Origin of the sequence: Thiorhodovibrio litoralis, assembly GCF_033954455.1 — a bacterium.
Classification (GTDB): domain Bacteria; phylum Pseudomonadota; class Gammaproteobacteria; order Chromatiales; family Chromatiaceae; genus Thiorhodovibrio; species Thiorhodovibrio litoralis.
In genome coordinates this window covers 2420837-2432936 of record NZ_CP121473.1, presented here as the reverse complement: position 1 = coordinate 2432936, position 12100 = coordinate 2420837, and the positions used below count along the sequence as shown (strand labels likewise).

The 12100-nt window shown below is 62.8% G+C and carries 9 protein-coding genes; 3 read left to right on the top strand and 6 right to left on the bottom strand.

Annotated elements, in window-relative coordinates:
- Positions 1-208: 208 nt before the first annotated feature.
- The 3 genes from Thiosp_RS10810 (at position 209) to Thiosp_RS24955 (ending at position 1283) form a co-directional block, all read left to right on the top strand.
- The gene (locus Thiosp_RS10810; protein WP_201065771.1) at positions 209-574 is read left to right on the top strand and encodes an H-NS family nucleoid-associated regulatory protein; all 366 of its coding nucleotides are present in this window, start codon (positions 209-211) and stop codon (positions 572-574) included.
- A 191-nt stretch (positions 575-765) separates the two neighbouring features.
- Positions 766-1095, top strand: a complete 330-nt coding sequence (locus tag Thiosp_RS24960) for a YqhA family protein (protein WP_430738942.1) — start codon at positions 766-768, stop codon at positions 1093-1095.
- Positions 1059-1283 carry a YqhA family protein gene (locus Thiosp_RS24955; protein WP_456129271.1) on the top strand — a complete coding sequence of 75 codons (225 nt, stop codon included), beginning with the start codon at positions 1059-1061 and terminating at the stop codon, positions 1281-1283. The genes Thiosp_RS24960 and Thiosp_RS24955 overlap by 37 nt, the downstream gene beginning before the upstream one ends.
- A gap of 84 nt (positions 1284-1367) precedes the next feature.
- Here Thiosp_RS24955 and Thiosp_RS10800 read toward each other — a convergent pair whose 3' ends face one another.
- The 6 genes from Thiosp_RS10800 to Thiosp_RS10775 all read right to left on the bottom strand — a co-directional run bounded on the left by Thiosp_RS10800 (position 1368) and on the right by Thiosp_RS10775 (position 12059).
- On the bottom strand, positions 1368-3500 hold the full coding sequence (locus Thiosp_RS10800) for a DEAD/DEAH box helicase (RefSeq protein WP_201065772.1): 2133 nt from the start codon (positions 3498-3500) through the stop codon (positions 1368-1370).
- Positions 3501-3580: 80 nt separating this feature from the next.
- Positions 3581-4909, bottom strand: coding sequence for a BREX system ATP-binding protein BrxD (gene brxD, locus Thiosp_RS10795; protein ID WP_201065773.1), 1329 nt, complete (start codon positions 4907-4909; stop codon positions 3581-3583).
- Positions 4906-7770, bottom strand: coding sequence for a BREX-2 system phosphatase PglZ (gene pglZ / locus Thiosp_RS10790; RefSeq protein ID WP_201065774.1), 2865 nt, complete (start codon positions 7768-7770; stop codon positions 4906-4908). Before pglZ ends, brxD begins: the two co-directional genes overlap by 4 nt.
- Positions 7763-11545 (bottom strand): phage resistance protein, encoded by a 3783-nt coding sequence (locus Thiosp_RS10785; protein WP_201065793.1) that lies wholly within the window; start codon positions 11543-11545, stop codon positions 7763-7765. Before Thiosp_RS10785 ends, pglZ begins: the two co-directional genes overlap by 8 nt.
- Positions 11542-11853: a type II toxin-antitoxin system RelE/ParE family toxin gene (locus Thiosp_RS10780; protein ID WP_201065794.1), complete on the bottom strand. Its 312-nt coding sequence runs from the start codon at positions 11851-11853 to the stop codon at positions 11542-11544. Before Thiosp_RS10780 ends, Thiosp_RS10785 begins: the two co-directional genes overlap by 4 nt.
- Entirely contained in the window at positions 11850-12059 is a 210-nt protein-coding gene (locus Thiosp_RS10775) for an addiction module protein (protein WP_201065795.1), read from the bottom strand. Before Thiosp_RS10775 ends, Thiosp_RS10780 begins: the two co-directional genes overlap by 4 nt.
- Positions 12060-12100: the final 41 nt, after the last annotated feature.

Genomic DNA, 12100 nt, shown 5'->3' with positions numbered 1-12100 from the left:
CCTGGCGGTGCAGGTGTTGCCAGTGCTCGGGCGCGCCGGGTCACGGAGAGGGTTCGCTATTCTGCCAGATAGCCAATGCGCTCCCGGTGTCCTTGCTCATCGTCTTTCGTGATCTTGGAGTCGATGGTATTTCCAGCGCGCTGGCAACTGCGTTGATCGGATGCTTTGTTTTATACTGGCGGGCTTTCACCACACAGGATAGATCCGGATGGAATATCAGGAATTGCATGAGCAACTGAAGGTGCTCGAAGAGCAAAAAGCGGAAATTTCCCGCGCACTGCAAGCCAAGCGCATCGACAGAAAAAAGGAACTGGTCGCGGAATTCAAAGCGCGCCTCAAGGAAGAAGGCTTTGACTTTGATGAGGTCTGCGGTTCACCCACCAAAGGGCGCTCGAGGCAATCCGGTGCGCGCAACTACCCCGTTTATGTCGCCAAGGATGATGCCGATTGCGTTTATGTGCGCGGCCCCCTGCCCGGCTGGATGAAAGAGAAAATGTCAGCCCTTGGACTCAATCCCGGCGTCAAGGACGATCGCGAGCGCTACAAGAGCGACTACATGGTTGTGAAGGATTAACGATCTCGCCCCGGAACGATCCTGCCAGTGCCTCGCGGCGCACCGATCAGAGCGCTCAGGCAGATCGTTCAGGCCCGCATCGGTTCCCCGCTGAGAAGCCTACTGGCCCATCCAACACACCTGCGAATGCCGCACTGCACCAAACCCCTCCCTCACGACCAAGCTCGCTGCCAAGCAACGCGAGGCCAAAGATGATCGAGCGCATGATCGAGAAGTCCCTGTTCGCATCCCGCTGGATTTTGGCCCCGGTTTATCTCGGGCTTAGCTTGGTGCTTGTTGCCCTGGGGTTAAAGTTTTTTCAGGAGATTTTCCACCTTTTCCTTCATCTTTGGACGATGAAGGAGACGGAATTGATTCTCACCGTGCTCACGCTCGTTGATCTGGTGCTGGTCGCCAGCCTGGTGGTGATGGTGATGGTGATGTTCTCCGGCTACGAGAATTTTGTCTCCAAGATGGACATCGACGCGGACAGCGAAAAACTGGGTTGGCTGGGCTGGGCAAGCTCGACCCCAGCACCCTGAAGCTGAAAGTGGCGATATCCATCGTTGCGATTTCGTCCATCCATTTGCTCAAGGCGTTCATGAACGCCGAGCAGATCGCCAACGACAAACTCCTCTGGTACGTCATCATCCATCTCACCTTCGTTGTCTCGGCGGTCTTGATGTCGGTAATGGACAAAATATCCTTTTCGGCCCACCGCAGTCATTAGGCGCGCTCTGCGCGCGAACGGGAAGCAGGAGGGAAAGTGCCGGTCGTTATTGCGCGGGGCGAATCAGTCTTTCCACATTTCAGATCAAAGCGCTTGGCCTTGGTCTCTGGTCCAAACATGCTCCATTGGTTTCTCGCGCAGGGCTGAGAGCGCCGCGAAGCAATCAAAGCGCGCCGTCAGTTCTTCGTCTCGCAACGTCTTTGGCAGACAGGTTCCAAATTTCAGCTCGGCAACAAAATCCTCATCCAGAGGCAGACGGATAGCGATGTCGCCGCTAAGCACCGTATTCGTGATCGCAGCCCGCAGCGACTCTATATCCACGCTACCCCGGAAACTGACGCCCAGGTTGTCAGCCGCGACTTTGCTTGCTTCGCCTTCCAGGGCATGCGCAATGGCTGCATTGGCGAGTTGGCCGGCAAAGGTCCACCAGACCAGATGGTCCGGCGCGTAAGCGATCAGGAAGCTCTTATCAGGATCGACCCAATCGAAGGCTTCGCGCAGGCCTTCCAGGTGCTCCAGAGCCCGGCGCGAACAAGCAAAGGGCAAATCCTGGCTCACCAACACGCGAGCCACCGCTTGGCAGAGCGCGAAATGCAGCGGCTGGCCGGCGCTGAGCCAGCGCGAGCGTCCACGTAGCTCAGTTGGCTCCACATAGGCTTTGCGCCCTGGCCAATCAAGGTACTTGGTCGCCCAAGCGCGCCCGGCGAGCGTGAGCACTGCGGGTCCCTGCTCTTTCACAATGAACGTCGACTGATGGACTTCGCCGATCTCTTGTCGGCCATGAAAAACCTTGATCGCAGGCGGACTGACGAAGACCGAGAACAGCTCCATAAAATGTTTGGCACCAAACTGGCGCTCGCCTGATTGGCCAATGCCGAACAGGCCCTGGTCGGCATGCAGGATCTCGGTCTGATGCATGAACGCCAGAACCTGCTCCAGCACCTGTGGCTCGACCGCCTCCAGGCCTGGTCGACGCCCCAGCCAGGCAGGCCAATCCGCCGCCATGAGGCCGGATTCCTGCAGCGCCAGCCCCATGATCTGCTGCGCAAACAGATGCAACGGCAACGCCGGCGGCTCAATCGGCTCGACAAAACCCTCGCTCCACAGCAGTAAGAGCGCCGCCGCCGGCAGAAACGCCTCCTCCTTGGTGATCAGAAACAGACAATTGCGCGCGCTCCCGGCACGGCGACCCGTCCGCCCGATCCGCTGCAAGAATGACGACACAGTGCTCGGCGCATCAATCTGGATCACCCGGTCGAGATCCCCGACATCAATTCCAAGCTCGAGGGTACTGGTCGCGACGATGACGCAATTCTGCCCCTGACCGAAGGCCGACTCGGCCGCGCGGCGCTCCTCCAGGCTGAGGCAGCTATGTGAGACGAAGGTCTCGACACCCAAGGTTCGCAGCTCAATGGCCAGTTCCTCGACCCGCGACCGGCTATCGCAGAATACCAATCGCTTCTCGCCGCGATGCAGGCGGGAGATGACCAAGGCGGCATTGCGCAGATTACCGACCCAGTCGAGTTCGACCTCGGGCGCTGGTCCGCCCTCCGCTGGCGGCTGGATGACGCGGCGCGGTTGGGTGAGACCGCCTGCCAACCAATCGCACAGCGGCTCGGGATTACCGACCGTCGCTGAAAGGCCCAGGCGTTGCAACTCGCGCCCAGCGATGCGGCTCAGCCGTTCAAGCAGATACAGCAGATGCCAGCCACGGTCGTCGCCGGCAAAGGCATGGATCTCATCGACAATGACGCAGCGCAGGGCGGCGAACAACCGCCAATGGTCGATGCGCCGCGAAATCAGTGTCACCTCCAATGACTCAGGCGTTGTCAGCAGCAAGTCAGGCGGATCGGCGACCAACTTGGCCTTGCGTGCCGGACTGATATCGCCGTGCCAGAGCGCGACACGGCGCCCAAGCAACCCCGCCAACTGGGCGAGGCGTGGCTCGAGGTTGTTGAGCAGTGCCTTGATCGGGCAGACGTAGAGCACGCTAAGCCCGTCCCAGCCTTCGCTCAGCATGCGCGAGAGCACTGGAAAGATCGCCGCTTCCGTCTTGCCGCCAGCCGTGGGCGCCAACAGGATCGCATGCTCGCCATTGAGGATTGGAGCAATGGCTGCTGCTTGCAGCGGTCGCAGCGACCGCCAGCCGAGGCTATTGACGATGTGGTGCTGCAGCGCCGGGTGCAGCCGCTCGAAGGCGTCGGTCTCAGCTACCATATCCGAGTAGGTTGGGCAAAGCGAAGCGTGCCCAACGCCGTGGCTGACGATTGAATCCTCACTGATTCTTGCACCATCACTTACAGCTCCAACTCAATGTCGTCGGGACGATCGGCCCAGCGGTCGACGCAGCAGGCCGCGCGCTCGACGGCCGTCAGCTCAGCATCGCCAAGGGTGAGCGCATAATGCCGACGAGGATCAAAATCGGCATGCTGATCGACCCGATCGAGCACCTCACCGACCAGCTTCTTCAGAAACACCCGTGGCGCGATGCCGACCTTGCCACCCAGGGCGCCGGTGACCGCTCTGGCCAAGTCGGCCACATAGGCATCATCGACCCGTTGCCCGAGGCGCCCGGATGTCGCACCCTCCAGATAGAGATCCCGCACCTTGAAGCCGACCTCGCAGAGCGCGTCGACATCGAACCCCTTGAGCCGAATCTGCACCGCGCGCGGATTGTCAAAGCGAGCCTCGGTCGCGAAGTCCACCGCCAGGCGCTGTGCCAGGGGTGGCAGGCGCTGCACACCCATGGGACCGTCGAAGAACGGCGGCGTCCCGGTGATCACCAGATAGAGTCCCGGGAAGCGCCCGCTGTCGATCTCATCCATCAGTTGTCGCAGCGCATTCAGACTCTTGTCGCGCACGTCGCCGCGCATGCGTTGCAGGGTCTCGACCTCATCGAGCACCAGCAGCAGCCCGGGATGGCCCGAATCCTTGAGGATGGTCAGCACCCCCTGCAGGAAGCTCAGGGCGCCGAAGTGGTCGATGTCGCCTTTGATGTTGGCGTAGCGCTTGATCGTCGCGGCGATGTTCGGCTGACCGGCCATCCAGCCGAGCAAACCATCGGCGAGATCCTCGCGCCCCTCCAGCAAAGCGCGCCGATAGGCCCGTAAGGTCAACGCGAACGCCGGTGCCGCGCGCACCACCTCACCGAGGCGCTGTTCCATCAGAGCATCCGTCGCCCGCATCAATGCAGCGATGTCGGCGGGATCGACCTCGCCTTGGGCGATCACATCCTCCTCAAGGGCGAAGAACCAGGCGTCGATGACGTTGCGGAAGGCACCAGACGGCGAGTCGGCCGTCGTCAACCGCTCGATCAGGCGGCGGTAGACGGTTTCCAACCGATGCAGTGGGGTCTCCGTCTCCGAGATCTGCACCTCGGCACAGGCGAAGCCCAACCGATGCGCACGCTCGCGCAGCCAACGGGCGACAAAGGTCTTGCCACTGCCATACTCACCGCGCACCGCCTTGAACTGACCACGCCCTCGGGCGACGCTCTCAAGCTCCACATCAAAGGCGGCCTCGAAAGGTGCCAGGCCGACGGCGAGAGCGTCCAGCCCATACTCAGGCACCGTGCCTCGCCGCAACGCATCAATAATGTCCGCTCTGCGCTGGTGGCTGATGCTCATACTTCAAACTGCGTCTTTAATGACCGCAAATCGAGCCGCACCGTCTTGGACGCACGATCAATCGACAAGACGGGGTAGCCGTCGACATTGAGCAGTTTCTGCACGCCGGCCAGAAATCCATTGAGGCGCAGCTCGGGAATACCGAGCCGCTGGGCGAGAGCGGCTGTCATCTGTTGGCCGCCCGCTGCATCGAGTGCTTCGAGGAGGGTTCGCAGCTGTGCATCGCTGACGCGCACGCGGCCACCGCGGGCCTTCATCTGCGCATAGACGGGGGAGCGGAGCACCTTTTCGACCCAATCTTCATTGCCTTGAGTGGTCGGCTCCGGCTCGGACAAATGGGCGAAAAGATCGAGCGTGCGCTCATCGCGCTTGTGCGACTTGGCTGCCTGGAGCAGTTTGGCGGGCGGGGATGGCGATTCGGCGGGGGTGTTTTGCACGCTTCGCTCTACCCAACCAACAGTTTCCGGATGCACGTTGGTGGCGAATTGCGCGTCGGCGGCTAGATTCCACCAATCGGGCGTCTGGCGGGCGACCTCTTGCCAGCCCTCAAGTTCGCCCACATCGCCCGCGCTGCGGTAGACACCGAAGGGCACCAGGACTTCCTGCGGCGAGCCTCCGCCGTGGTAACCCATCTTTTTGGCCGCGTAGCGAATCCGCTCGGACCAGGGCAGCACGACACCCTGATTTGGGCCATGATTCGGGGCCTGATCCGGCGCGACCACGCGCGCACCAGAGACCCGGCGTTCACCCTCCCCGACCGGCTCGGTGACGGGTTTGCAGCGCTCCGCCTCGCCCGCGCTCTTGACCAGTGTCATGTCATGGTCTAGCACATGACCGTGATCGCTGGTCAGAATGACCAGCCGACCCGATTCGCGTGCCGCATCAAGAAGCTGACCCAACACACCGATGGAGTCCACCGACCAACGCATTGCCACCTGAGCACCACTGCTCAAATGGTCGTCGACAGCGTTGATCACGGCGCCCACCACCTTGCGTTCAGGGCCTGCGATAAGCTCACGCACCCCGTCGGCCAGGGCGCCGCTGCCGTGCTGTTGGAGGTCGGCCTTGTGCAGCAGCACGGGGGGAAACTTCGCCGACAAGGGTTTAAAAGCCGGATGCGCGGCGAAGGCCTTTTTCTCGTCATGGCTGCCGCCTTCGCCAATTGTTCCCGACAACAAGGCAAAGCGGCTGACCCGGGTAACGCTCGGCAAGGCGGCCAACAGACAGCAGGGACCGGAGCCGCCGCTAAGCGGAGCCTTGGATTGCGCATCAAGCTGATCGCCGTGACAAGCGTCGGGCTGTAGCTCGACCCACCCCTGACGCGACAGATTCTGCGTCAGCTCGAGGTAGACCGCCTGACTCATGCCATCCAGCACCAGCACCAGCACCGGCTGTTGTCTGGCTAAAGGGGCCACCAGCGTCTCCATAGCCCGCTCAATCGGCTGAAACCAAGGTTCGGCCTGGGGACCGGACTGATCGCCCCGCGCAATCGCAGGCAGAAAGTCCGCGAACCGCGCATTAAAGCGCTCGCGTCGCGCCGACACTTGGCTGACGAGCTTGGCGTAGACCCGGCTCAGCCCCTCATGGGCATCGCCCGACCACAGACGACTGCGCGCCCAGTCGAGAAAGCCGCCGTTGGTGACATAGTCCCGAACCGCATCCTTCATGCTTGCGGGAACAGGCTCCGGAGTGCGCAGCCAAAGGCACGCCCGCACTGCGAGCGCAGCCGTCGCGAGCTGCTCGCCGCGCACCTTGGCGAGCCGATGACGGCGCAGATCAGCGAGCGTATCGAGCGCGGGTGCGATCGCCTTCCCGGCCAGTGCCTCCGTCAGCCTCGCGGCGAGCCGGTCAAGACGCTGACCGAAGGCCGCCGGCAACAGGTCGGAGGTTTCGGCCAATGCCAGCATGTCGAGGCTGGCGAGCATCTGCTCGGCCTGATCGAAAGCCGCATCCAGCGCGCGGTGGGTGCCGGCTGTCGTGTGCCGGGTGATGGCGGCGACTGTTGCACGCCCGTAGCCCTGCAATGCGGTGTCCGTGATAATCAGACCGCCGAGCAGTCGCTCGCGCAGCCGCCCGCGCGCCTGGAACAGCGCCTGATCAGGGTTGGGCTCAGACTTGGTTTCAAGCTTGCGCCCAGGGTGATAGAGCGCGGCGCACACCAACCCGATGGCGACCATGTCGCCCGCATGGCCGGCCCGCCACAGGCCCAAAACCAGTGAAGTCTGTTCGCTGCCAGCACCGCCAAGGGCCGGGCCAAGCCAATCCTCGAGATGCTCGGCGACAGAGGCAGGCAGCGCCGCCACCGACGCTGCCGCGTCCGCGTCGAGCGACCACGCCAGCAGCGCATCCAGGTCCGGCGTCTCGGCGCTAAAGTCCAGCCAGGCCAGCGCCAAGGCCCGCCAGGCGGTTTCCAGATCCAGCACCTCGCCAAACGAGAGACGCCCGCGATAGCGGTCGAAGCCATCGACCAAGGCCTCGGCGATCCAGCGGTAGGACTTGGTCGTCAGCCTCGGGTCGATCTGGCGCGTCTGCAATAGCTGTTCCAGCGTGTGCCAGGGGCTGATGCGCTTGGGCTCACAGTTCCACAGCCGCGCCAGCACATCCTTCGACAGGCGCGTCTCGTCGAAAGGCGTCAGCATGACCAACCGCTCCGCGCCCGGGCGATGGCTGATCAACCGCTCGCGCATGGCCAGCTCGGAGGGGCAATAGACCAGGCGCAGCGACCGACCCGCCACCTGCTCACGCCATTCGCCCGCCGGCAGCGGTTCCGGCCAGAAGAGTGCAATGCGATCGGCCTCGGCATCCTTGGTCAGGATGGCCTGGATTTGGGTCAAGATGGCGCTGGGGAGCGCGTCAGTCATCGGCATCCCCAAGGATCTGATAGCGAATGTCCAAGGTCACGTCCCCTTCCAGCAAGGACGCGATCTCTTTCAGCGCCCGGCGCGCCTCGCCAAGGTTCAGACCTTGCCGGCTATCCTCTTTGAGCACCCGCTTGCCCTTGCTGCCCCCTGGCGGCTTGATGGGGTCCAACGATGGAACGACCGGCGGTTCAACCGGGGGATCAACCGGCGGCGGGCGCCGAATCAGACGGGTGGCATCCCGTTGGGCCTGCTTCAGGGCGTCGGCGAGCGAGGTGACCAACTCATCGGCCGCCAGCGCCTCGGCCACGGCTTGCTTGATGCGCGTGCCCTCGCCGCTGTCCCAGACCGCCTTCAGCAAGTCCCAGTTGTTGTCCGCCAGCGCGTTGCTCACCCGCGTCGCACTGATGATGCTCCGCCCCAGCGCCTGCGCACTGGTGACAGGTTTGAGATCCGCCAGGGCCTCGACCAGTGCGGGGCCCTCGCGGGACTGCATGTCCTCCAGCCACTGCACGGCGAGCTTGGCGTTGGCCAGGCGGTTGCCCGTCGCCGCCAGTCCCAGGGCATTGAGCTGTTGGATCAAATCAGCGACCAGCGCGCGGCAATCTTCCAGCCGGGCATTGGCCTCGGCGTGCGCCTCTTTCTGCAACGCGTTCTGATGATTGGCGGTGCGCAAGGGATTGATCGCATGACCCAGCACGGCGGCGAAATGCTCCAAGGCCCGTTGCCAGGTCTGGGGCTCGGCCAACGCCTGCTTGATCAGCACCAGATCATCGCGGATATCCTTGAGGCCGACATCCTCGAAGGGTCCACCACGGAAGTTGAAGGCGTATTGGCCATGCTCGGCAAACACCAGAATCAGCAGGTTCTGCACCGGCGTTGGCAGCCCCCGCGGGCGCGGCTCATCCATGGCCGCGCGCAGCATGGCAACCCGCAACTCCCCCCCTGCTCCCTGGCCGGATGTCTGATCGGATACCTGGCCAGATGCCTGATCAGATGCCTTATTAGGGGAAGGCCGAGCCTGAGCAACGGCACGTCCGAGATGCCGCGGCCAGTCCTCCTTAAACAAAAAGTGCCGCTCGTGCATCTCACCGAGCTTCAGCGGCTGGGCGATCTGACGCATCAGCGGGCGCAAGGGGCCGTCGACATCAATGCGCCCGTTCTGGGCATGCATGGCGCGGCGCAGTTCGCCAAGCACCTTGTTCAGATCGCCCAGGCGAATCTCAGCATCAAATTCCGGGTGATCCGGATACTGAAAGGCCAGCGCCTGCCCCAGCAGTTGCTCAAACGCCTTGGCCATGGTCGTGCCGGCTGGCGGGCGCGGCTTAAAGCCCGGCTGCAGGGACATGAGCTGGGACTCAAGCAGGTCGGTGTTATCAAGCGAGCCGGGCAGCTCCGCCGCCACGCCATAGGCGCCCATCAGGGTATCCTTGAGCTGCTGGCGCAACTGGCTGCGCTGGTTGTCGAGCAGGGTGCGGGCGCTGGCGCGATCCTGCGGGCTCAAGTGCCCGCTGTAGCGGTTGAAGCTGTCCTCGCTTTTGAGGATCTCCTCCAGCACCACCAGCTTGCCGAGATTATTCTGCGCGCTCGGGCTCAGGAAATACGGCAGCCAGCACAGGGTGCGCGACTGCCCGCCGTTGGCCTCGAATTCGCGCACCCGCGCCTGATCGTCGGTCGGCGAGTAGCTGCCGCTGTCGAAGGGGAAGTCGATCATCACCTTCCACTGGTCATCGCGCGCCTCGAAGACACTGTCGTCGGTGATCTCACGAATGTTCTGAAACAACACCTCCACCCGCCGGCGGGTGCCACGCCACAGCCATTCGTGCTCAACGCTGCCGAAAATCTCATGGTCGTCGCGAATGCCAAAGGCCTCGAAGACCATCGCGCGCACCAGCCGCCGGCGATTGCCGTCGTTATCGTTGATGCGCGCCTGCTCGATGATGCTCTCGGTGTCCACCCCCGAGAGCTGCACGCCAATGGTCGGGTTGCTGTCCTCGGAGATCTTGATCTCCCCCACCTGCCCGGCCCACTTGCGGCATTTCTGCAAGACCGTCTGCGCCTCGCGCCCCGGGATGGGCGAGCGGATGGTGCCGTGGTTGAGCGCGGCGAGCTTGGTCGCGGTCAGCTGCTTGAAGCTCTCGACCTCCGGCACCAGCGCGGCCAGCACCAGGGTCTTGAGCAAGCGCAAATCATTGTCAAACGCCTGGCGCTTGGGATCATCCGCAGCTAAGTCCTCCAGCGCCTGAGCGCTCACCTGATGCTCCAGCTCCAGCACCGGCACCAGCTTGCGTTCAAACAGCAGCCGGGCATGATCGAAGTGCTGGCGCATCTGCTCAGAGAAGGGCTCGGCCTCGGAGGCGATGACGTCATAGAGATCACCGACCGGGATCACCCGCCCCAGGGTCAGGGTCTCGCGCTGCGCCACCAGCAGCATCAGCATCACCTTCAGCGCGGTGCGCTCGCGCTGCAGCGCCGAGGACAGCGCCACCAGCGCCTGCACCAGCGCCGGGCTGAACGGATACAGGGCGCGAAACTGCTGACGGTCGCCCTGGCTGGTCAGCAGCAGGTTAAAAGCCTCCTCGCGCATTTTTTCGGTCTCGGCAAAAGCCGCGTCGATCTGGCCCTGGGCGGCCGCGCTCACCGGGGCGAGCAAACGCCGCTGGGCGATCACCGGCAAGTTGCGGTCTTCGAGCGTGATTTGATGGAAGCGGCCCTCCCAGTATTTCAGCGAGTCGCTGAGAATTTCCTGTTCCATCCCGCTGTACTGATCGCCGACGAACTCGCGCAGATCGCGCTGACGGGCGATGAAGCTCACCAGCGGCAGCTCGCGCGGTATGCCGGTCTCCACCAGCTTGACGACCTTCTGGATCTCCGCGCTGATGAAGTGACGATCCGACAGCCGGCTCGCCAGCCACAGAATCAGCTCGTCAAGAAACAGGATGACAGCGTCATAGCCAAGCGCCTTGGCGTGGCGCGTCATCACTCGTAGTCCCTCGTCGAACTCGATATAGCCGCCGCTCTGCGTGTTGGCCAGATCGACGAAGGAGCGAAACAGGGTCTGCACCAGCGCGCTCACCAACTCCGTGCGGTCATCGTCGCTCGCCTGGCCGCTGAGCACCGCCTCGAAGCTCGCCGCATCCCACCCGCTGGCCAGCTCGCCCCAGCCGTCATCGCTGGCGCCTGCTGCCGCCGGCCCGCCAGCCGTCCCATTGGCGGCCCCAACGGCAGCATTGAGCGCGGCAAAAAAGCGCTCATCGCCCATGTGCCCGCGCATACCCTGCGCGTCCTCAAACAGCCGGTCGCTCATGTAGAAGCCGGGAACCGGCGCCTCGGGGTGCCGCTTGCGGATGTGCCGCGCATAGCCGCCGAGCACCCCGGCCTCGATGCTCGCGGCGCCGATCATGTGATAGGGCACCAGCAGAATGTTGCGGCGCTGCATCCAGTGGTTGTGCTTGTCTACCGAGGCGTGCAGCTCGCGGATGGCGCGCGCCTGCGGGTTACCCTGCAGCAGCAGATGCAACACCGCCATGAAGTGCGACTTACCCGTGCCGAAGCTGCCGTGCAGATAGGCGCCCTTATTGCGGTTTTGCGCGCTGGTGACGGTACTCTGAACAAAGCTCAGCGCGTCCTCAAAGCAGCGCGCCAACTGCGGAGTCACCACATAGTCCTGGAGCGTGCGCTCGATCGCCTCGGCCTCCAGACCGCTGGCCAGATTGAGCACAAAGTCCCCGCGCTGAACGCGCTCAGGGATGTGAATAAGGTCCTTGATCAGTATCATGTGCTTCTCTCGTTCAGCACGCCCGCAAGCCACGTTGGATCGCGACGCAAGGGTAAAACAGCAATCACATCAAGGGTGTCAGCCTGCACCTGGTAGTAGATGGCATAGGGGAAGCGTTGCGAGAGCAGACGGTAATAACCTTCAATACGATTGTGTATACCCCCTGAAACCATCAATGACTCGATATCGGCCAACAGGCTATCCCAAAAGTAGAGACCAAGGTGCGTTTGCTGCTGCTCGTAAAAGGTTCGCCCGCGTTCCAGATCATCCGCCGCATCGGAAAGAATCCGAATCTCGCGAATGTTCATGATGGCCGCTTGGCCTTCAACTCATCGAGTGACAAAAACACCCCCTTTCCGGCCTCAATCTTGCGCTGCCGTTCTTCGAGAACATCACTGTGCCAATCGGGGGATGGCGGCCCCGTGGAATCCTCGGTCAAGGAATCCCATAGGGCTTCCATCATTTGAAGCTTTTCTTTGGTGCTCATGTCGCTCAGATTCAGAGACGGCATCATGGCCTCAATCCTCCATTCAGACTAAAAAACGCGGTTTGGCA

What these genes read in the sequence shown, in the direction of transcription:
- pglZ (WP_201065774.1), bottom strand. Translation starts at nt 7,770, where the DNA reads ATGACTGACGCGCTCCCCAGCGCCATCTTGACCCAAATCCAGGCCATC.
- brxD (WP_201065773.1), bottom strand. Translation starts at nt 4,909, where the DNA reads ATGAGCATCAGCCACCAGCGCAGAGCGGACATTATTGATGCGTTGCGG.
- Thiosp_RS10800 (WP_201065772.1), bottom strand. Translation starts at nt 3,500, where the DNA reads ATGGTAGCTGAGACCGACGCCTTCGAGCGGCTGCACCCGGCGCTGCAG.
- Thiosp_RS10810 (WP_201065771.1), top strand. Translation starts at nt 209, where the DNA reads ATGGAATATCAGGAATTGCATGAGCAACTGAAGGTGCTCGAAGAGCAA.
- Thiosp_RS10785 (WP_201065793.1), bottom strand. Translation starts at nt 11,545, where the DNA reads ATGATACTGATCAAGGACCTTATTCACATCCCTGAGCGCGTTCAGCGC.
- Thiosp_RS24960 (WP_430738942.1), top strand. Translation starts at nt 766, where the DNA reads ATGATCGAGCGCATGATCGAGAAGTCCCTGTTCGCATCCCGCTGGATT.
- Thiosp_RS10780 (WP_201065794.1), bottom strand. Translation starts at nt 11,853, where the DNA reads ATGAACATTCGCGAGATTCGGATTCTTTCCGATGCGGCGGATGATCTG.
- Thiosp_RS10775 (WP_201065795.1), bottom strand. Translation starts at nt 12,059, where the DNA reads ATGATGCCGTCTCTGAATCTGAGCGACATGAGCACCAAAGAAAAGCTT.